We start from the raw sequence: 22,365 nt of genomic DNA, 5'->3' as shown, positions 1-22,365 counted from the left end.
GGGTCAGTAAAAGTAACCCCTGTTAGTTTGGTATTACCTGTGTTTTCTACCGAGATGGTATACACAATGTTATCTGAGGCACTATCAATCGAAGTGGCGTTTGCATTTTTAGAGATCTCTAAATTAGGCAGACTGATAATAGATATCGGCTCCTGCGGAGTAGGATCAATAACTAAAGGATCAACTGTAGGATCTGCTGGTGAAGTTCCGTCAGGATTAAGCGTCGGTGCTGGTGTTGAGTTTGTTGTTGGCGCATCTGCAGTAGGTGCAGTTGTAGTTTCTGTTGTAGTGGTAGCTGCTGCTTCTGTTGTAACAGTTGTTTCTGCAGCTCCTGCTGCTCCTTGAGCCCCACCCACTGTGTTTTGCGTGCCATTGGTTCCCGAGCCTTGGATGGTTGGGTTCTCATTTGTAACGGTGTACTGGAGTTGAGTTTCACCAGCGTTTACTTCGGTGCCAAATGTTACGCCACTGCCAATGGTTGGGGATTCATTTGCAGCGCCAGTTCTACCATCGTTGGTGAAGGTAGTGGTATCCAGTAAGGAGTTTGTACCTGCCGCCTCTAAATTAGCTTGGTTGTTGTAAGTACCAGTAGTTTCGTTATAGAGACTTGGGGTATCTGGTGCCGGTGGGTTAGAGGTGGTGACTGTTGCGTCAGCAGTGCCACCGGTTGGCGCGGTTGCACCAGTATCCGCTTGCTGTAAGGACGTTAAGTTGTCGAGTGTTTGTGCGTCTTGTGCTTGTTGTGTTGAATCGACGTTTGCGTCAGCCATGATGTATCCCCAAAGAATGCAGTTGCGCCAAGAAATATTGGCCTTTGGGGTTAATTTACGGCTTTAAAGTGGGTATTTATAGCAGTCTTATAGTTATATAACCTTAGTTATATTTATTACTTGTTAAGCACTGATTTTGGGGGCTTATTTAACGCTTAAATACCGCAACTCCTTGCAATACATTTGTGCCGGTGTTGATGCCATAAGAGAGGCCAGCAGCCCCTGCATTGGCACCATATAAAGAGACATTTCCGGTACCAGCACAAGCAGCAGTACAAGTCGCCAGCGTACCACTCGATTTAATCATGGATGCAGAGACAGTGTTATTGGGGGTGTTACCCAAAGCGCCAGAGAAACTCATGTTGTAGAGGCCATAACCAGCAGTTTGGGTAGTAGTAATCGCCAAATTACCAGAAATGGCCTGGCTCGCAAAGTTTGCCGTTAAGTTACCGCTAGTAACCAACCAGCCGCCTTGGGGGTTTTGAACAAAGGCTGGGGAGGTACCTCCCACCAGAGTGAAGTTCAGGATTGGTTTAGTAGTGTTGAGCATGGTATTGAGCTCAGACTGCGCTGTAGGCACACCAATAATGTAATGAAATCCGCCATTCGAGGAATAAGCAATGCCAGTTGAGCCGTCAGCATTGGTATAGCCGCCAATCTGAGCGGCAGTTCCACCCGCCCAACGACCCCATGAAACATAAGTCGCCCCAGTGCCACCGCCGTTCCAATTACCGCCCTCCAATTGCTGGGCAGTGCCAATCAAGTAGTTATCAGGCACAAGGGTGCCAGTTTGTGCGGTTGGAGTGATTTTAGGCACTGTCTGGACCGTAGATGAGCTATCGGTTGTATACAAGCTCATACCGGTAACGTATGCCGTGACTCCAGTACCGGTGGTAGTAACACCCCAGGTTGCCGGATAAGTAAGCACTCGGTTTGCATTGGTTCCAGTACCGTTATTGTTATTTGCGGACACATTATTAAAAGGCAGACCATCAACAGGGTTGACCGAGCCAGGGAAGTTCTCAGCCAACTGCATCAAATAGACATTAGGCGGAGTACCTGAAGTAGCAATGGCAGTACCCGAGCCTAGGCCAGGCTTGTTGTAGTAGACGCCGTCATAGGCAGATAAGCCTTGGGCGATAGCTGGTGGTGCATTTGTTACAACACCCGCAACTGTAGCTAAGGCACTGGTCGCTGGCGCAGCAGTATCAGCAGAATCTTTGGGCACTTGCACAGCTTGATCCACAGGACTGACCACACTCTGGGCCTTTTTAGGAACAATTACCTGCCCTGCCAATGGATCCCTTAGAAAATCAGGAATCTCTTTAAGTCGCTGAATAGAAGAGGTTTTGCTCTCAACCAAGACTGGCTCATTGACGCCATAGGTACCGTTATTGGTTTGGTTGGCCACAGTCACTTTACCTTCAAATACGCCAGCATATAAACCATCTTTCGCAGGAGTCTTATCGGCGTTAGAGCAATTGCCTTGGCAATACACAATATTAAATCCGGTACCCCGAATACCAATTGTGGCAACAACAGCCTCGACTTTGAGGTTATCTTTATTCTCGCGTCCGATGACACCAGTAACCGCCCTCACTCCACCCTTGACTAGGCTTAAGGATGCTTTTTCTGAGCCATCTGCTTTGCCATTGAAAGAGTATTCATTGATTTTGAATTCTGATTGAGAGCGGATAGCCATAATGGCGCCATCAGTCATACGCACTTGCGCATTACTAGTGGGTCCAGTAACAATGACGTCCCCAGACTGGACTGGATCACCTTTTTTGAGGGGGATGCTTTTACCCCCGCGGGTCACTTTAACGTCCCCAAGGGACATCAGGACTTTACCTGCTTCAGCCCCCTGTGCTTGAGCAAGATTGGTGGCTGCTAACAGGCCAATAGCGATAAATAGGTGGCGGATGGCTCTACGGTTCATATACATGATTAGTCCTTAGAAATCCCACTCGTAGCGAAGCTTCAAGGCACCGGTAGCTTGCTGGAATGAATACAGACTCAGATTAGATTGGTTATTAAAGTACGTCAACTCTGCCCTGGTAGACCATTGCTTAGATAGCTTGTACTCCAGGGCGGCATTTGCAGATAAGAGTCCATCCTGACGATAGGCCAGATAAATTAAGTCCTGCCCCTGATAATTACTCCTCGTATAACCTAGGTTGAGGTTGGTAGACCATTTATCAGAGGGCAAAGCAAATAAAGTAATCGACGCACCTGCAATATTTCTGCTCAGATCAGGTCGGTTTTGAGTATTCGTTTGCTGAGCGAAGTTAGCATTCAATTGCAGCACTGGCGCCCAAGCAGTCGATGGAAATCCAAGGCGATAGCCCAAAGTTCCGGTATTCAGAGATGAGTTATAAACCTGATACTGCGTTGGATAGTTCAGTTGATTAGCTGATGCAGAAATACTCACTGCATGACGAGCATTCAGAATTCTTTCATACTGCGCACCACCGCCTAATGCGTTTGGCACAGGTACCTGATCCTGTTTTGCGATCGTGCCAAATCCAGCAATTCTGACTATATTCACATCATCATCAAATTTCACACCCGTTAGCGCATTACTAACACCCAAGTCGTAACCATCGACTTGTGAGTAGCGCTGGGAAGAGGTGCTCACACTAGTAAAGCTGGTAATACCAGTTGCCAACGGTACATTGACGCTACCTCCAGCTGCTAGGTAAGAAAATGGTGAGGCTTGAGGCTTGCTGGTGCCAACCAATTCAATGGGGCCGTAGATTGGTGAGATGATGCTATTGACCGAAGTGGCAGCATTCACGTTAGAGTTATAGCCAATACCCACTTCCGCGTAAAGCGATCCATTGACTCGCTGTTTCTTTTCTTTTGCTTTAATTAAGTCCAAATAAATATCAATAGTGCTAACAACGCCAGCAGGCGGCTTATGACTTTTCACTTCCAAAAATTCATCTCTAGCGCGCTGGTATTCACCTAAATTAAAGTATCCACGCGCAAGCTCCAATCTCACCAAGTCATCGCCTGGGTTAGCAAGCAATACCCGCTCCAAAGACAGTACACCCAATGACACTCGCCCTGAATCAATTGCCGCCACACCAAACGCATAGTCAAAAAGAGGGTCACCCAATTGGTCTTGATGTTTCAAACCCAATTCGTAAGCCTCTTTTGCCTTGCCTTGTTCAATCAGTACTTTGATTTCATCGGCAACATCAGCAAAAGCCGGATTTACCAAACAAGCGCATAGCAAGCCAAGACTGAGAGTCGCTAGCCTCATCTTATGAGGTATTGATTGAATAGATAAAAAAGTGAACAGTTTCATAGTTGATTAGTGCTGACTAATAAATATCTTGTAATACCCGACGGTAACATTTGGTGAAATCAACGGGACTTGCTTCGTAACTCATACATTCGGTAGCAACTTTCAAAGTACGCCGAGATAACTCATCAGGCTCTTTTGGCCAACGTCCAGGTCTTTGCGCATACATCTGCGCCCGCTGCTTTAGATATTCACTATCAATGCCATTAAGCCCGTAGGCAGTGATTTCTGGGCTTGATAGTCGATATACCCGCTTAGTGGGATGAGACTGCATTGCAATAAAAAGATCGGGCGGAATCTCCATCTCATCAAAATAGACTTTGGCAGAAGAATTAAATTTCTCCAAGAGGGATCTAGCAATAGGATCTTCTTTGGCGTCAACCTCTTTTTTAATCACTCCCGAATCACTGCTCAGAGTGATCCTAGCTTGATGAATGCCAACACTAAATGTGGGCGCACCCCTAACTACCCCACCTGCAAGCACCAAAATACAGGCGCTAGAACATTCGCCATTGACAAAGACATGAGCGTTAGCCTTTCTCAGTATTTTTCCGATCTCTATAGCAGCCATTCCATCTCCACCTTTGCTATCTAGAAAAACAATTAAGCCTGCTGGCACAGGATCTAAGTCCGTTGGAGCGATATTTTTCTTGAGATTTGCTAATAATTTTCTAGAGATAGGGCCTTTAATTTGCACAATCCGAATTTGCTGCTCACCCAGCTGAGCATCACCACCTTTATTCGCCTCTGTGAACTTAACAGTATTTACAGTCACGCTAGCCCTAGGTAATGCAGCCTCACTAGGCGTTAATGCCTTGCTAGCGTTTTCATCTGCAGTGGTATTCGCACTATTTGCACTTAATACAAATAGTGAAAACGTTATTGCAATGAAGGTTCGAGAGAGAAAAATTCGCATCAATCAAATTAAAAAATGTTAAGTTGAGACCACCTGTTTATTCAGTTGTGCAATCGCCGAAGCAGTAAGGGCATCTCTAAAATCAAAATAATGGTCATCTCGAGGAAGAATGAGACCTACTGAGACCAACTCTTGTAAAGCTCCCTGCAGAACCGGTCTGGGTAAATTGACCAGTGGCAAAAGCTCATTAAATGCTTTTTCTGGAGTTTGCGCAGCAGCAAATATCACTTGTCTTGCCGCAGGAGATAAATCATCTACCATAGCCTGCATATCCACGAGGACACCCTCGGGCAGTAAATCTAGTGGCGGCTCAGCCATTGTATGGATACGAGTAAAGACCGCATTATCAGGGCGTGGCCCCAAAATCCGAATACTCGTCTGCTGCTTTTGGATATCCCTCAAGTCAGTAACCAACACTAATACCCGAAGGCCCACTAAGCGATCTATGCCTCGATCACCTAGGGCACTCTTTAGTGCTTGGAGGGATTGAATACCAACAACCTGAAGCACTACTGGAGCTTTAGTAGAGATTTTCCAAAGAGAGGAGAGAAAACGGTCCAAAGTAGAATCTGGCTTACTAGACGATAAATCATACTGAGTAGCAGCAATTTCAACTTGCGTTAATAAGCTCCCGAGAATGATATCGCGTCGTTTTGCGCTGGGGATGTGCAACTTCAGAGGAAAAAAACCTGCTTTAGTGGCATCTACGGCAATCGCATCTAGCAAAGAGTTTGCGAGGGAAGGAGGCCAAGACTCGACGCATAACCATTGGCTCACGCCACCACTCACCGACTGGAATACCTCTTTCAAAAAGGAGAGGTCACCCCATTGCGATTGTTTAATAGGGGTCGAAGCACGATTACCAATCGCATAAATATTTTCCTTATTGCCGGCGCGTCCATGATCGGACAGATTGATATCATCGCTTCGTCTTAGCTGAATAGAGTCACTAGTTAATCGCGCTGTCGGCCGCAACTCCAACCAAGGCACCGAGGCAGAGCAAAGGCGCTCAGTCAAGCCATTAGCCAAACTTAATGTCAATTGCGATGATTTTCTTGCTAGACTTAAGGCCTGCTGAAAAGCGCTAGCGGCAGTTAATACTTTAGTTTGAGCTGGCACAATTTCTGCTTGCGTGGAAATACCCAGTCCAATATGAAATTCTTCAACCCCATCCGCCTCGATACGGCTACGAATCGACTGTACTAGCAATGCAGCACGATCTACATCATCAATATGGGATGTGGGATGACCAAACCAAATTAACAACCCTCCATCTGGAAGCAGCATGCTATTGGCATCGAGCGCAAACACCATCTCATCAACCGCAAAGCGCAATTGATCTAAATAGTTTTTACGTTCAATTACTTTGACAGCCTCCGCCATGGCTAGCTCTGGAACAGAAATTGCCACGGCAACGATTAAGCGCCATGAGTAGCCAAAACTAGATTGGGCTCCAGCTGCCACCCTCTTCGGTTTAACTTTAGATTCTGGGCTAAGACGTTGACTGGCAATTGCTAGCTTTGCCCGACTGGAGACATTTAAGAGTCTAAAAATAGCAAAAATATGCTGTTTTACAGTTCCCTCAGAAATCTTTAATTCATTCGCAATTTCTTTATTGGACAAGCCCTGACCAACCAAGCCAATCACTTGCAGCTGGCGAGCTGTCAGTGATTGACTTTGTTTTTTTGGATTGGCGTTCAATGCTTCTCTTAATTGAAATAAATCATCTCTCGCGCAGACCTTGATGGAATGCAACATAGATTGGACGCATGAGATAACGCAGTACAGTTTGACGATCGGTAACGATATCAGCCTGCACAGTCATCCCTGGATCAATCTTCTTGGCAGGATCATCACCTAAATTCTTGGTTGGGATAGACACCAATACCTTGAAGTATGGCTGCTGCTTCTCATCCAAAGTGCTGTATGGAGAAACCATGGTGACCTTACCTTCAACGGTGCCAAAGCGCATGAAGTCATATGTACCAATCTTGACTCGTACATCTTGCCCCACTCTGACAAAACCAATGTCTGTAGGCTGAACGCGGACATCCGCCTGGATCAGGCCATCACTTGGAACTACATTCATCAGGATAGCGCCAGGCGGCACAACGCCCCCTACCGTTCTAAATTTCAGATCCTGCACTACGCCATCCACGGGCGAAAGGACGTCCACACGCTCTAAACGATCGCGCATTTTAGTAAGCTGCTCATCCGTTTGCGCCATTTCATTGGCGGCGATATTAAGCTCATCCATATTGGTACGCTGATAGCGTAACAATTCGGCCTGCGCTAATGTCAGATTTCTTTGAGCATCCAGGGCTTGAACACGGGTAGCCAACTTCTCTTTAGAAAGTTCGCCACGAATATTGCTTACCTCACTCAAAATCTTAATTTCTTTTTCCAGCTGATTGACTTGAGACATTGATGTCTTCAAGGTTGCCTGCTGCTCTAAAACCATCTTCTCGTATTCAGTTGGCACTTGTGAGAAATCCGCAGGGCGGTTATCAATCAGAGCGCGCAATCTTTCAACACGGGCATATAAGCCCCAATATTTTGCCTTCAGAGTTTCATATTCAGCATTAGGCTCCGTGTCATTTAGGCGCATTAATACCTCGCCCTCTTTAACGATTTGGCCATCGACTACATTGATTGAGGCAATGCGCCCACCATCAACATGTTGAATCACCTTGACAGCCTGAATCGGCATGACCTGTCCCGTTGCTAAAGCGACTACATCCAACTTTGAGAAGAGAGCCCAAATCAGAAACAATCCAACGGTATACGCAACTAATTTAATCGTTGTTCGCAAATACGTTGGGGGAACCGCCTCTTCTAGCAGAATCGCTTTTGCCAGATAGTTGTCAGCTCGGCTTCCCAAGACCAACTCGGAATTTCTACCATTCTGAACTTTAGATTGATCGTTCATATTTAACTCTCATGTAAATGTACTAATAATTAATTTAGGGTGCTGCATTAAGCCGATACGGGCTGCTTCAATAATTCATTGGGGGGTCCGGCAGCTCTCAGATAGCCCTTATCAAAGACGAGCAAGGTATCCGCCAATCGAATATGACTTGGTCTATGGCTAATAAAGAGCACCGTGGTTTTGCCTTTTAGCGACTTCAGCGTTTCTACAAACTTATGATCACCTTCGGCATCTAGACCAGAGCCTGGCTCATCAAAAATCATGATTGGCGCCCTAGTGATATAGGTTCTAGCGAGTAATAATTTTTGCTTAAGGGTGGATGGCAACTCATTCGTGTTATCGCCAAAACGGTAGTTAATACCATTTGGCAGCGCCATTACCGCAGTTAATGCACCGGCCATGTCTAAGACTTGGTAGATATCATCATCAGTAGCATCTGGTCTAGCCAGGCGTAAATTTTGCGCAATCGTGGCTCTAAAAAACTGCGTATCTTGTGGCGCATAACCAATGACTCGTCTGAGCTCTAATGGATCTAATTGGCGAATATCCACACCGTCGATGAGGATGCTTCCAGCTTGAGGAGCGTACATGCCCATCAATAACTTGAGTAAGGTGGATTTGCCACTACCATTTGCGCCAGTGATCGCGACCGATTCCCCTGCTTGAACTTTGAATTCAATACCAATTAAAGCGGGGTCGGTATGCATTGAGTATCGGAATGAAACGCGCGCAAATTCTAAACGTCCCTCCAACCCTCTAGAGACTGGTGATGCGCTAATCTCATCTGGACGCTCAGTCTGAATATGCATCAATGAGTCAATCTGTTTAGCTGCACTACGGATACGCTCAATACGCGTCATATTCGTAAACAGTGTTTGCAATGGTGTCAGAACGCGCCACATTAAGAGCATAGAAGCGATCAAAGCGCCTGAACTGAGTTTTTGATCAAATACGGCGGGCGTCGTGAAGGCAACAATACCCAAGGCCGATAACATCATCACAAAGTAAGAAATGCCTACCAACATGGATGATAGGCGCTCGGCCTGGAATGAGCACATTGCGGAATTTGCTGATACTTCGCGCATCCGCTCTAACCACATGTACTGCGCGCCAGACTCGCGCACATTGCGCATTTTGCTAATCATCTCAATCAAGAATTCTGTACGCTTAGCACTGGCTCGACCTAATTCACTCACACGATCATTGGTGCGCTTGAGAAAGATAAAGAACAGTAATGCGTATACCGCCACCATAACCACAAATAAGACCAGGGCAATAGGGTTAATGATTGACAAGCCAATCAATAGCACCAATGTCGCTGGCAATTCCAGCATCGTTGATGCTAAAGGGCCTGTAAACGCATCTCGAATTCCCTGAAATATTTGCAAGCGGGCAGACTGAGCACCGACAGAAGCCCTCTCCGAGAAGGAAGGTGGTAAGGCCAAGACATGTTGCAGTACTGCGGTTCCAAAGAGATATTCAATGCGACCTGAGATGAAGGACAAAATATCGGCGCGCTGTCTTACGAAATAGTAGGACAAAATTACCGCAGTAATGGCGCCGATAGTCAGGTAAAACAAGGTCTCTTTTGCGCCAGATGGAATCACCACGCTATAAGCAGCCATTAGAAATAGTGATGAGCCCATCAGAATCACGCCAGAAATCAAAGAAGCCATAGAACCTTGGCCAATTAATCCTGCAAAACGATATAAGGTCTGACTAACCCAAGATTTTTTCTTGGCGGCGCCCTTCTCCAATTGATGGAAGAAGTAGGCGGTGCCAGGCATTGCCAGATCATTCATGAGGCGCGGATCACCCTCAGTAGATTCACCAACACGCAACTGTTGCCCAATTCTGCCTAAGACTACAAATGCAGCCCCATGGTCTGGTACGAATAAGCATGGGAATGCACGCTGGTCGATCTCACTTAATGTGCAAGGCACTTCAGAAACTTGATACCCCAAAGTGGCCATCGCATTTTGAATTCCTGTCAAATCCAAGGAAGGCGCATAGTATGGCAAGGATTCGGCAACATCACGTGCTGAATAAGGCGAATTAATCACCTTTAGCAATAAAGCCAAGCATTCAGAAAAATCCGTCAGTTGCTTAAAGTTGGTATTAATGGTGTCGCCCATATGAGACCAACGCTGACTTGGTAAAGCTGGCTGGCGGCCAGCCTCAAAAAATGCTCCTGGGGGTAAAGCCTGATAATCCGCTGGTAATGCTCCAACCGGGGCAATATCAGAAGTAGTTAAGGAAGCATTGGCAGGCGCCGGAAGCGGGCTTACGCTATTACTAGGATTATCAAAGAGTTTGCCGTCATGCAAATAAAGAGTTCGATTTGCCAAGCGCACAAAGGATGGGCGCTCGGATACCAAAACAATCGTGACCTTACCGCGAATACTCTCGATATATTTCAAGAGCATGGCATCGCCCTCAGAATCCATAGCGGCACTTGAGTCATCAAACAGAATCACGCTAGGATTGGAAGACAAGGCACGCACAATCGCTACGCGCTGACGAAAACCTGGCGGCATTGAATCTGCGGCCATATCCCCCACTATCGAATCCCAACCACGTGGCATACGGGATACAAAATCAGATAAGCCTAAATCCTTAGCCACCCGCATGGCAGTATCAATGCGTGACGAATCGAATACCGTGACGTTGTCTAATAATGAACCTTCGAATAAAGCCGTTCTTTGCGGTAAATAAGCAACCTCTTTGGCTAAATCCTCAATGCTAAAGTCTTGAAGATTTTTGCCATTGAGCGTGACCACACCCTCTATAGGCTGCAAGATACCTGCCATCAACTGCAATAAAGCACTTCGGCCAGAACCACTCTGACCACCGATGGCAATACACTCACCTGCTGGAATATCCAGAGAGAGGTTTTCAAAAATATCCTTCTTCACGCCTGGAAATTGAAAAGCCACATTACTTAAAGACAGACTAGAGGCATGCAGCTCCTGAGAAACCACTCCGGATTCATTTGGATCAATGACTTTTTCGTGAGCAGGTAGCCCAGGCTTGCTTAGTGCTGCGTTGAGCTTATCGCGCAAGATTTGATCTTGCTGATGCTTTGACCACATACCCCCCAATCGTTGTAATGGCGCTAGAGCACGCAGACCCAACATAATGCAACCAGCCATCTCACCATTAGAAAGGTGATTTGTAATGACCAGCCATGAACCCAAAGCAACTACCACCACCGTCATCAGTGGGGAGAAAACACTACCTACTCCAGCAGACATCTCAAGAGCATAAGTCACGCGTGACATCAAAATTGCACAACTTTCTTGCAAACGCTCATATCGCCTGAGCATCAATGACTCCATGGTCATTGACTTCATGGTGTGCACGTTTTTTAGGATTTCAGTGAGAAGATTGCCTCTACGCAAATCCATCTCTTTTTGCTCTTTAATAATGGCGGGATAGTTGCGGCCATTTTTCCAAGTAATAAATACAAAGGCGGTATAGCCTATTAGCAGAACAATGCCGATCAGTGGGCTAATAAAGAGAATGATAAAAACATAGAGCGCCGTAAAGGGCAAGTCCATCAATTGCTGAAAGGTCTGTCCTGAATAGTGATAGCGCAACGTCGAAATCGATTTGTATTCCTCAAGAATGGCGCCGGTGCCCTTACGCTCAAACTCGTTAATCGGTTCAGCAAGCAAGCGACTAGTGAGCGAGACATATCCTTGGTGCTCAAAACGCGCTGAAATCCAAGCAGTGGCATAAGATCTAAAAATACGAATTACTGCCTCAAGCGCTACCGCAGTTCCTACCGCTACGCAAAAGACGATTAAGGTATCAACAGATCGATGCGAGAGGATGCGATCGTACAACTGGAGCATTAGCAATGGAAACGCCAAAGCCAAGATATTGATTAATACGCTCGCGACAATAATGTTGCTACGCTCTTGCATAAAAGCAGAAAGTTGATCAACCGAGTCTTTTTGCTTTTTATTTTGGAATACTTGTTTTACTTGCCCGTAGACCTGGGCTAACTCTTCGCTAAATAATTTCCACTCTTCTTCGAACTGGTCAGCGCGAACCTGGAAATAGCCACGATACTTCTCATCGAGGCTTTTGGCAGAATATTTCTCGGTAAATTTCTGGCGTTGTGCACCAGAATCCGCAGAATTCAGACCATACTTTTCAGAAAGCGTAGTCCACTTCTTATCCAATAAATCTGCCAGACCCGCTAAATCCTGAGCAAGCACTTCATGCAGCTTCAGAAAAACGCGATATCCAAAAGTCATAATGGCATAAGCCGGTATCAGCATAAGATTGATAGGCTTAATAAGCCAAGCGATGCTTTGGCTGGGTTGATTCATAAAGGCGTGGAAACGAATCGCCTGCTCAACAATGGCTTTCAATGCACCTTGAATCGCAGCGTACAGCTTACAAGCGAGTGGCGTAAGGTATTTTTTTGTAAATACAGTGATGGCCTCCAACCCCCTCAGGATCGTGAACGCAATCAGTAAAAACGCAGAAACAATCGCTTCAAACAATCCCAAAATAGGTAAAGAAATAATCTGGAGCGTCTTCTTAGTCAGCCTGACCACTGCACTCACCAAGTTAAAGTTATTTTTCATATTCATACCGCTTTAATTAGGGGTGGATTTATTTAAGGGGGCTGGGGCATTAATCATGTCGCCCTTGTTATCAATTCCGAGGTTTGGCTTTGGACCAACAATCTTGTCTGACTTACTTGCTTCCTGGATCCAGCGCGCATCTGCTGCTGGTAATTTGGTACCACCCAAGCAGGGATCGTTATCTAATTTGGTACCACCTCCAATGGCTTTAAATAAGTCAACAGAAGCTCTCAGCTGATCAAATCTCGCCTGAATTGCGGCATCTTCGGAATTAAATACGGTTCTTTGGATTTCATATAACTGCACAAAATCCATACCGCCCATTTCAACCACCCTCTGACTCATGACAGTCAAGCGCTGAGCTTTATCACGAGACGTACTTAAGTCTGAATATGCTCTAGCAGTTAATTGAATACCAGAAAGTGAATCCTCCACTTCACGTAGAGAGGAAAGCACGGTATTTGCATATGACTCCAGCATCTCAACATTCTTAGCGCTAGCTAGCTGAATCTGAGACTCTCGTTTCCCACCATCAAAAATATTAGCTAGTAGATTGCTAGTGAGGTTGTAGTACAGACTTTGCGGCATAGTGAGCGTGGAAAGGAGATAGCTACCAAAACCAGCCCCGCCCGTTAACATGAAGTTAGGCAATAAATTGGCCCGCGCAGAGTACAAATCTAACTTAGCCGATTCCAGCATTGCCTCTGCACGACGAATATCTGGTCTGCGACAGAGTAGATCTGATGGTAAGCCTGGCTCAACTACCGGAACTTTGACCTTATCAACAGACATACCCTTCACCGTCATCGTAGAAGGTGTCCTACCAACCAATGTCGCTAAACGGTTAAATGCACGCTCTCGTTGTTGCTGCAATCCCACAACTGCTGCACGCGTGTTGTTCAAAAGAATTGTTTGTTGGAAAAAATCAATATCAGTGGCATCACCTAACTGAACGCGACGCTCAAGACCACGGGTCAATGCCTGAATGGCATCTAAGTTTCTTTGACCCACTCGAATCCGCTCATTGAGCGATACCACCTGGAAATAGGTAGTCACAATGTCGCCCGTCAGAGTGAGTGTTACAGCATCGCGGTTAAATTCACTAGCAAGGGCTTGAGCGTAAGCCGATTGAGTATCAAACCCTTTTTTACCCCAAAGATTCACCTCGTAATTGACTAAGGCTCCAGCCTGCCATGTACCCTGACTTGACCATGCAGCAGTATTCGGCGCAGATCCAATCGCTGGATATGGCGCCTGAATCGAATATCCACCAATCGCATCAATCGTTGGGTACTCTGCCGACTTCGTGATTCCTGCTTGTGCACGGGTTTGGGCTACGCGCGCTACTGCAATCCTTAAATCATAGTTATTGGTAATGCCGGTTTCTACAATTTGATTGAGCTCTTCGCTCTCAAAGTCGCGCCACCACAATTCCTTGGGCTTCGGAAGACTTGCTTCAACGGGTGCTCGATACTCTTTCGGTAGCCAGCGAACATATTCGGCTGCCGGGGGAGCATCCCCCTCTTTAATGATTGGAGAGGTACATGCACTCAAACCCAGCGATAGACAAGCTATGTAAATGGGAAGTCGTTTGAATTTGGCAGCAGGAATGCCTGAAAGACTTTTATTGGCCACAGCGTTAACTTTAGTTATAAATAGAAAAACTATTAGACTAAAGTTGTAACTATTTTCATATGGTACTTAAGGGCACTTTTAATTAGTAAATAAAGACTATAAAAGTAGTACTTAGATACTAAATAAGCCGGAATAATTTTGGTGATAATGCATAAACCACCTACTAAGACCTTATTCCATGGCAACCAACTCAGTTAGCAAAGAACAGATGCAGCAGCTACTCAAGATCAGCACTGCCTTGAGTAGTGAGAAGGATATTGACCAGCTACTAGAGAATATTTTGCAAGCAGCGTTGCAAATCACCAATGCGGATGCTGGAACGCTGTATCGAGTGACTGATGATCAATTTCTTAAGTTTGAAATTGTTCATACTAAAAGCAAAGGCGTGCACATTGGAGGGAAAAGTAGTATCTCTATTGGCATACCTCCCCTACCACTCTTTACCAAGTCGGGCGAACCCGACTTAGGTCGCGTAGCCTGCTATGCCGTTCATAAAGAGCAAACTGTAAATATTGCGGATGCCTATAACGCAGAGGGATTTGACTTTACTGGGACCCATAAATTCGATGCCGCCAATAACTATCGCTCAGTATCGTTTTTAACGGTACCCATGAAAAATCATGAATCGGAAATTATCGGGGTCTTGCAACTCATTAATGCCATCGACCCAAAAACTCAAGAGATCATTCCATTCTCTCCCGAGAGTCAAGAGATAGTTGAAGCCCTAAGCTCTCAAGCCGCAGTTGCCCTAACCAACCGAATGCTGATCCTACATTTAGAGGAATTGTTCGAATCTTTCATTGGCCTTATTAATCACGCCATCGACGATAAATCCCCCTACACTGGCGGCCATTGCAACCGAGTACCTGATTTAACACTCATGCTTGCTGATGCTGTCAATCGCTGTAAATCAGGGCCACTTGGCGATTTCACGCTCCATGAAAAAGATCGCCAAGAACTGAAAATTGCCGGCCTACTACATGACTGCGGAAAAATTACTACACCAGTCCACGTAGTAGATAAAGCCACGAAATTGGAAAAGATATTTGACCGAATTTCTTTAATTGAAACTAGGGTTGAAGTGGTGATGCGTGATATTAAATTAGCGCTTGCCCAACAAAAAATCACTAACTCTGAAGCAGATCAGCAGCGTCAGCAGTTAATTGATGACTTTAACTTTCTGAGCCATTGCAATATCGGCGGTGAGTTCATGAAAGATCCCGACGTTCAGCGCGTACATGATATTGCTGCGCGATATATGTGGGAGGATAGCTCTGGCAAAAAGCACCCATTTTTAACTGATGAAGAAATTACCAATCTAACCATTCGTGCCGGCACACTAAATGATGCTGAGCGTCAAATTATTAACCACCATATTGATTTAACTATCAGCATGCTAGAAAAACTGCCTTGGCCAAAGCATCTTAGAAATGTGACGGAATATGCTGGTGGGCACCATGAAAAGATGGACGGTAAAGGCTACCCTAAAGGTCTCACCCGCGAACAAATGTCTGTTCCTGCACGTTGTATGGGTATTGCCGATATTTTTGAAGCCCTAACCGCTAAAGATCGACCTTATAAAAAAGGCAAGACCCTGAGTGAGTCACTGGAAATTTTGGGCAAGATGAAACTCGGTCACCACGTTGATCCTGATCTCTTTGATATTTTTATTTGGGAGAAGGTCTACGAAGAATATGCACTTCAATTTATGGATGAGAGTCAGATTGATGAAGTAGATGTGAGCAAGATTCCTGGATATAACCCGCCGCCACCTGGGTATGAATTCAGCAGTAAAAAACAAGCTTAAGTAAGTCGCGCCCTGATCACACCAGATCAATACATTCGGGTATGACTCACGCGCCGAATTTCAGCGACGGCAAGCTGGGCAATATCCCTTAGTTTCTCGTGCTTATCTTGAGTTAAATCGAGTAAGGATCCAACCTGTGCATAAGAGCTAGCAACAAAACGATCGCCATTTTCCTGACTCTTTCTCAGAATTCCAAATTCCAAACGACTACGCTCATCACTGCTTAATTTGCTAATCAGCTCTTTAGTCGCCCAAATGCTGCCATGCCTAGCAAAATCACTTAAACGAGAGGCTTGATTAATCGTATTTCCGAGAACCGCGAATTCAATATGGTTAGCCGATTGGAATGTGCCCAACCACTCTTGCCCTTCATGCAATCCAATATTTAATTGCAATTCCGTAAACCAATTTTTCTTCATTTGCCACTCAGCACTAATTTTGCGCATTGCTTGGCCAAGCTCGTTAGCGCATGCAATGGCGTTAAACAAGTAATTACCTTCGGCCTGAGGAAAGAAGTAGTACACCACGCCATCACCCACGTGCTTGCCATGCGTACCAGCATATTTACGCAAGATGGGACCCATCGTCGCCCAAATCTGATTAATTAGCGTGAAATACTCATCTGGTGGGAGCTCAGAGCAAATCCGCACTGAGCCTTGTAAATCAGCAACTAGCACGGCCAATGGCGTGAGAACTGGCAAGCGCTTACTCAACAATGAGTGAATCACTTGGTCACGACGTGCCAAGAAATTGAGTAGATCATCACCGCGGTCAATGCCGGGCGCATGCACTACCAAAATTCCTTCGCGGAAATAAACAGCATAGACTCGGCAACATACCGGTTGACCCTGAGCATCCTTTTGGAAAAACTCAATCTCATTAACCGCTTGCTCAGGGTTTGCACCATTAAGCCCTATTGACTCAAGTAAGGGTAATAAATCAGGATCCGCCTTGAAAACCAATTTCTCTAAAGATTCATAACTAATGCGTGAGCTCGCCAGTTGTAGGAGTAGCCCAACTAATGCGCGCTGATCCTCTAGAGTTAAACATACCTCTGGTTTAGAAAGCAAAGACAGTAAATTCCGTTCAGCACTTTTTGCTGGCGGCGCCACAAATCCAAAGACCTCGGTACGAGCAGCTTCATTAAACCAAGTCAACTCAAAGTTGTAGTTCAGCATATAAGCTGGGTGCGTTAAGGTATCCAAGGAAAGCGACAAGCCGCTGAGCGCCTCAGTCTTGGGTTTACGCCCCACTTCACTAATACCACTCATATCGCCCACCTTACCTGCGACCCTAGGCCGTAAATGAGTGCCGCGGGATTGAGTATGGAGCTCCTGCACTTCAAGTAATGCATCAGTTTGCGCTAAGCGCTCTGCCACCTGAGCCATCGATAAACCTTGAGTTTTGAGAACTTGGACAGCTTGAACACGCTCGAGCGCGTCATCCGGAAAAAATCCCAATACCCTTGCACCGCCTTCATCCGCATCGGCAGATAAAGACTGAACTACAGGCTTTGGCAGAATACCAAGCTGTATGTAGTTATTAAGGGTCGCACGAGATATACCAGTTTGGTCTATCAGTGCCTTACTTGAAATCATCTAAATATCTGTCCAATTAAAAAATGATGGCCGGGGGATCATTTATACAGATATATTTTTAATTTAGACAGCTAATTTAGACAGAATGGTAGTAATCAACTAGACAATTAGTTGTCTAGTTGCAACAAAAATCCATAAATACACTGTATTTAGCTGTCTAAATGTTGAGTCTTTAGTAAAGCCTTAAAGTCGGCAGCAGCCAATGGCTTGCTATAGAGATAGCCTTGGGCATAGGTACAGCTCATCGTCCGGAGAATGTCTGCCTGTTCCTGAGTCTCAACACCCTCCGCAATGGAGTTTAGACCAAGACCTTTAGCCATGGAGATCATTGCAAATACCAAGGCGGCATCCTGGCTGCCCGGACTTAGGGGTCGCACAAAATCCGCATCGATCTTGATGTAATCAAAGTTAAAGTTTTTTAAGGATGCTAAAGAGGAGTAGCCCGTTCCAAAGTCATCCACGCTAAATTGGCAGCCTGCTTCCTGAAGCATCGCAATCTTACGCATTACCCGCTGCGACTGGTTAAGCATCATGCGCTCGGTAATTTCAAGGACTATTGATTGTGGAGAAATACGATACTCTTGCAATTGCTCTAGCCAACGTGTTGCCGAATGTTGATTGGAATTAAATTGAGAGGCTGCCACGTTAATCGACAGACTAAACCCGGGCTGATATTCAAGCGAGCTTAAAAAGGATAAGGATTCACTCCATACCCAATCACCAATGTCCACAATAATGCCAGAATCTTCAGCGATTTGGATAAAGGCTGATGGTAATACTACCTCACCATTAGAACGGCGCCATCTCAACAAAGCCTCTGCATGATCAATCAAGCCAGTTCTCAAATTAACAATCGGCTGGTAGCAAAGTTCAAATTGATTTTTTTCTAGTGCCATACGTAACTCAGCAATAACGCCAGCACGATAAGAGGCGTTGATTTGCAGCGCCTGAGTAAAATATTGAAAGGTATTTCTACCTTGCGCCTTAGCTGCATACATTGCCTGATCAGCGCCAAGCAATAACGATTTACCGTCAGATCCATCATTGGGGTAAAGGGAAACACCCAAGCTTGCGGTGACATAAATCATGTGCTGCTCAATAAGGATTGGGTCAGCCAATTTTTTAGAAATTTGCCTAACAATCACATCGGCAAATTCTGGCTTTTCTAAATCACTGAGCAGGACAACAAATTCATCACCGCCAATACGTGCGACGGTGTCTGTTTCTCGAACCTCTGACCTGAGTCGCGTTGCAATACCTTTTAGTAACTGATCGCCAAAATCATGGCCTCGGCTATCATTAATGTCCTTAAAGTTATCAAGATCGATATAGATAATGGCAATGCTCTTCTTGCTACGAATAGATTGCTTAATTAATTGATCTAAACGATCAAACATTAGTCGCCTATTTGGCAAGCCTGTTAACGGATCAAAGTTAGCCTGCTGATTAATCAGCTCTCGCGCCTTACGCTGATCAGTCACATCAGAAACCAACACAACCCTTTGTAGCGGGAAACCATTCTCATCAAAGGTTGAATAGATTGAGATAAATTTAAGAACCTCGTTCTCATGCTTTTTAGCAATCCAAGCCTGACCTTCCCAGCGACCCATCGCCTCCAAGGAGGTATAAATATCTGAATAAGATCTTGCACCATGCTGCTTCACTAAAAGCGTAGAAAAGGATGCCCCAACCAACTCTTCCTGTGTAAAGCCCGATAACTCACAAAAGGTATCGTTTGCCATCAAGATATTTCCCTTGGCATCGTTAACGACAACCGCCTCGCCCATAGCGCGATAAACAGCCGAAGTCACTTTGAGAACTTCCTCGGCACGTTTTTGATCTGTGACATCAATTCCATAAATGACCATGCGATCACCAGCAAAATAAGAGCCCCAGCTAATCAACCTCATTGAGCCATCCTTACAGGTGGTCTGCGTCTCAAAGGGGGTAAATGGCGTTCCATTTTGCAAACACTCTTCTGCGCGCCTATTCCACTCGGTCTGAACCTCTTGACGATAAAGGGGGTCTGGATAAGCAATGCCCCACCATGCATTCGGCGCAGAGAAATCGCTTGAGACATAACCCAGCACTTTGGTAAAGAATGGGTTCACATAATCCGTAACCTCTGTCTTGAGATCATAGGTTGCCATTAGTGCGGGGGTGTTAGCGACGATCTCGCGAAAGCGCGCTTCTGATTCTTCAAGAATTTTGCTTGACGCCAATAAGGCATCATTTTTTCTTCTGAAATTTTCCACAGCCAAACTGACTACTAAACCCAGGGTGCAAGCTGTCGCAAGATAGACCCAAATTGGTGTTGGCCCTGGCCTTGTCATCATGTCGGAACCAAAAAATCCAACCCCAGAAAATGTACTAAGGATGGATTGGGTAATCATGATTAAAAAGAGCAACATCGCTCCATGACGCCCAAAGTAGAGGCCCATGAAGGTGACCATGAAAAAGTAAAGATTTCCACGGTTAGTGAGATTGACAAACTCTTTAAACCATCCAAAAAAGATAGCCTGACCAACTAAAAATCCAAGGAAAAGGGCAGTGGCCAAATAAATCAGCCTGCGTTTACTCCATGACCGATACCAATCTCCTCTCAGTATCATCACGATTGGGGTTACAAAGGCCATACCAAAAAAATCGCCGATCAGCCATTTTCTAAAGACTTGAAAGAGATCAGCTTGGGCAATAAACCCATTCCAATTGAGTAATGCGATGTTGATAGTCGTGCCGATTAAGGCGGCGATTAAGCTCACGATAATCAAGCGCAGGTAATCTCCCACAGAATAAAAATCAGGATTAAATTTAGTCAAACGCTTGAGTAAAGTAGCCGCTGAAAGCATGCCGATGACTGAGCCAGCTGAAACTAGGAAGGCGATATGCAGTGGATAGTATGGATGCGTGACGCCAAGCTCTCCCAGCATTGCTCCAGCAAAAATAAACGGCCAATAACGCCGCCCCAAAATCAGCAGAGCACCTAAACCAATGCCAGCAGGGACCCAAACAGGATTTGCACCTGCAACCCCGACAAAATAGTTCATGAGGAAAGTGGCGCTAATAGCATATGCAAGTCCCCAAAGGGTGGCCTTGATGGCCAAATCCCTAGAGAACCAATGCTTTACTCGGGCTGGATTTAGATTAGTCAATGGGGGTACAAAGGTAATTGGTTGTGATTGAAAAAGGAGCTCTCTCGTTTAGCCACTAATCATAGAAACAATGCTTCTGATTGGCTAGCTCTTTTCTACTAAAAGCGCCTTACATTCGGAATTCCCAATAAAAATAGTACTTATCTACTATCAATTTGAAAGGCTGAAGATTTGAACCTGATGAAAGATTTAACCCCACTTTGAGAATTAGTTTCTAAATTGCATGAATGCAATTTCTCTCCAGCTGATGGGATTTGGCGCTGATAACAAGGAATGCTGTCTTGAATACTTTTTGAACAAGCCATCGACTAGACGTAAAGCGATCTTGGCAAAAAATCACTCTGCGAGCACTCAAAGAATATGGGGAGAATGAATATTCCGGAGACTTTAAAAGGCGGGAATGACACAAATTCGGTGGGGCGAACGACGGGGCTCGAACCCGCGACAACCAGAATCACAATCTGGGACTCTACCAACTGAGCTACGTCCGCCACTGAAGATCTAAGATTATAGCTTTTGAGGCAAAACCCTGTCAAAAAAGCCTTTAAATAAGGGATTTAAGCGGACTCAAACTCAAAAGCAGCCCAATCACCTAAGGTCAGACTGGCATCTAGGAAAAAATCAGCAATTGCAGCTTTGCTCTGGACTTTGGCCAAAGCATGGTGATCAGAGAGACGCTGACGCCAGTACCTAGCACCTGCCCTGCCATGAGCTAAACCCAGGATATGGCGTGTAAAGGCGCCAATATAAAAAGGCTTCTGCTTGGCCTGGCACTCATCAAACCAGGCCTGAACTTGCTTGACTAAGGCGATCTGAATTCGATGCCACTCGGTTTCACTAAATAAATAGCCAGCCGCCTCACCATCGGTGCGAATCAAATCATCCCAACCCAGGAGCATGGCGGGAAAATGATAAGCCGCCCTGCCGACCATAAAGCCATCAAAGTCATCCCAGTGAGCGGCAATTTGCTCATTACTCTCAAGACCGCCATTAAGTAGCACCTTGAGATTAGGAAATTGCTTTTGCGCATCTAAACGAAGCTTGGCTGCAATATCGTAGCGCAATGGTGGCTTACTGCGATTCTCTTTAGGAGATAAACCTTTAAGCACGGCATTGCGTGCATGAATAGTGACTTGACTAGCACCTGCCTCGGCGACAGACAAAATAAAGTTCAATGCAAATTGATAATCCACTTCAGAATTAGCAGCATCCATCGCGTCCAAGCCAAGGCGATGCTTTACTGAAATGGGAATATCGACAGCAGCCCTCATTGCTTTAACACAATCGGCAACCAATTCTGGCTCAGCCATGAGGCAGGCACCAAAAGCACCTCGCTGCACCCTCTCTGACGGACATCCACAATTAAGGTCAATCTCATCGTAAGCCCATTGCTGAGCGAGCTCTGCAGCCCTAGCTAAATCGGATGGCTCAGAGCCCCCTAATTGCAAAACAACTGGATGCTGATCTTGGGAGTAATCCAAGTGACGAGGCACATCACCATGAATAAGGGCGCCTGTAGTAACCATCTCCGTATAAAGAACCGCATCTTTACTAAGGGTGCGATGAAAAGACCGGCAATGGCGATCGGTCCACTCCATCATGGGCGCAATGGCTAAGCGCTTTCTTTCTTTTATATCAGCAGACACT

Annotated in this window: 12 protein-coding genes and 1 tRNA gene; 1 reads left to right on the top strand and 12 read right to left on the bottom strand. The window is 45.6% G+C overall.

Features of this window, described 5'->3' with window-relative positions; translation table 11 throughout:
• From AOB49_RS08765 to AOB49_RS08730, 8 genes are all read right to left on the bottom strand, one after another.
• Positions 1–770 (bottom strand): DUF7507 domain-containing protein (locus AOB49_RS08765; protein WP_156471392.1); only part of this gene is annotated, 770 nt, incomplete at its 3' end.
• A 148-nt stretch (positions 771–918) separates the two neighbouring features.
• The gene (locus tag AOB49_RS08760; RefSeq protein WP_062310051.1) at positions 919–2,715 is read right to left on the bottom strand and encodes a FecR family protein; all 1,797 of its coding nucleotides are present in this window, start codon (positions 2,713–2,715) and stop codon (positions 919–921) included.
• Positions 2,716–2,724: 9 nt separating this feature from the next.
• Positions 2,725–4,083, bottom strand: a complete 1,359-nt coding sequence (locus tag AOB49_RS08755) for a surface lipoprotein assembly modifier (RefSeq protein WP_082784132.1) — start codon at positions 4,081–4,083, stop codon at positions 2,725–2,727.
• A 16-nt stretch (positions 4,084–4,099) separates the two neighbouring features.
• Positions 4,100–4,996: a hypothetical protein gene (locus tag AOB49_RS08750; RefSeq protein ID WP_062310045.1), complete on the bottom strand. Its 897-nt coding sequence runs from the start codon at positions 4,994–4,996 to the stop codon at positions 4,100–4,102.
• Between the two features lie 18 nt (positions 4,997–5,014).
• On the bottom strand, positions 5,015–6,754 hold the full coding sequence (locus tag AOB49_RS08745) for a helix-turn-helix domain-containing protein (protein ID WP_062310042.1): 1,740 nt from the start codon (positions 6,752–6,754) through the stop codon (positions 5,015–5,017).
• Complete coding sequence (locus tag AOB49_RS08740; protein WP_062310040.1) at positions 6,720–7,925, bottom strand: HlyD family efflux transporter periplasmic adaptor subunit; 1,206 nt, start codon at positions 7,923–7,925, stop codon at positions 6,720–6,722. The genes AOB49_RS08745 and AOB49_RS08740 overlap by 35 nt, the downstream gene beginning before the upstream one ends.
• A 47-nt stretch (positions 7,926–7,972) precedes the next feature.
• Positions 7,973–12,526, bottom strand: a complete 4,554-nt coding sequence (locus AOB49_RS08735) for a peptidase domain-containing ABC transporter (RefSeq protein WP_062310037.1) — start codon at positions 12,524–12,526, stop codon at positions 7,973–7,975.
• Positions 12,527–12,538: 12 nt separating this feature from the next.
• Positions 12,539–14,161 (bottom strand): efflux transporter outer membrane subunit, encoded by a 1,623-nt coding sequence (locus AOB49_RS08730; RefSeq protein WP_062310034.1) that lies wholly within the window; start codon positions 14,159–14,161, stop codon positions 12,539–12,541.
• Between the two features lie 178 nt (positions 14,162–14,339).
• Here AOB49_RS08730 and AOB49_RS08725 point away from each other — a divergent pair, with 178 nt between their 5' ends.
• Positions 14,340–15,968, top strand: coding sequence for an HD domain-containing phosphohydrolase (locus tag AOB49_RS08725; protein ID WP_062310032.1), 1,629 nt, complete (start codon positions 14,340–14,342; stop codon positions 15,966–15,968).
• Between the two features lie 26 nt (positions 15,969–15,994).
• On the opposite strand, the gene AOB49_RS08720 is transcribed toward AOB49_RS08725, so the two are convergent.
• The 4 genes from AOB49_RS08720 to dusA form a co-directional block, all read right to left on the bottom strand.
• The gene (locus AOB49_RS08720) at positions 15,995–17,566 is read right to left on the bottom strand and encodes an adenylate/guanylate cyclase domain-containing protein (protein WP_062310029.1); all 1,572 of its coding nucleotides are present in this window, start codon (positions 17,564–17,566) and stop codon (positions 15,995–15,997) included.
• Positions 17,567–17,715: 149 nt separating this feature from the next.
• Entirely contained in the window at positions 17,716–20,670 is a 2,955-nt protein-coding gene (locus tag AOB49_RS08715) for an EAL domain-containing protein (RefSeq protein WP_062310026.1), read from the bottom strand.
• A gap of 463 nt (positions 20,671–21,133) precedes the next feature.
• Positions 21,134–21,209, bottom strand: a tRNA-His gene (locus AOB49_RS08710).
• 66 nt (positions 21,210–21,275) lie between these two features.
• Positions 21,276–22,364 carry a tRNA dihydrouridine(20/20a) synthase DusA gene (gene dusA, locus AOB49_RS08705; RefSeq protein WP_082784129.1) on the bottom strand — a complete coding sequence of 363 codons (1,089 nt, stop codon included), beginning with the start codon at positions 22,362–22,364 and terminating at the stop codon, positions 21,276–21,278.
• Position 22,365: the final 1 nt, after the last annotated feature.

Source organism: Polynucleobacter sinensis (assembly GCF_001595985.1).
GTDB classification, from domain to species: Bacteria; Pseudomonadota; Gammaproteobacteria; order Burkholderiales; family Burkholderiaceae; genus Polynucleobacter; species Polynucleobacter sinensis.
The sequence above is the reverse complement of the archived record's forward strand: the minus strand, read 5'-3'. Positions and strand labels throughout refer to the sequence as shown.

Bases quoted from the DNA above. Each gene is read 5' to 3' on its own strand.
- AOB49_RS08750 (WP_062310045.1), bottom strand. From the start codon at position 4,996: ATGCGAATTTTTCTCTCTCGAACCTTCATTGCAATAACGTTTTCACTA.
- AOB49_RS08735 (WP_062310037.1), bottom strand. From the start codon at position 12,526: ATGAAAAATAACTTTAACTTGGTGAGTGCAGTGGTCAGGCTGACTAAG.
- AOB49_RS08760 (WP_062310051.1), bottom strand. From the start codon at position 2,715: ATGTATATGAACCGTAGAGCCATCCGCCACCTATTTATCGCTATTGGC.
- AOB49_RS08740 (WP_062310040.1), bottom strand. From the start codon at position 7,925: ATGAACGATCAATCTAAAGTTCAGAATGGTAGAAATTCCGAGTTGGTC.
- AOB49_RS08755 (WP_082784132.1), bottom strand. From the start codon at position 4,083: ATGAAACTGTTCACTTTTTTATCTATTCAATCAATACCTCATAAGATG.
- AOB49_RS08725 (WP_062310032.1), top strand. From the start codon at position 14,340: ATGGCAACCAACTCAGTTAGCAAAGAACAGATGCAGCAGCTACTCAAG.
- AOB49_RS08720 (WP_062310029.1), bottom strand. From the start codon at position 17,566: ATGATTTCAAGTAAGGCACTGATAGACCAAACTGGTATATCTCGTGCG.
- AOB49_RS08745 (WP_062310042.1), bottom strand. From the start codon at position 6,754: ATGTTGCATTCCATCAAGGTCTGCGCGAGAGATGATTTATTTCAATTA.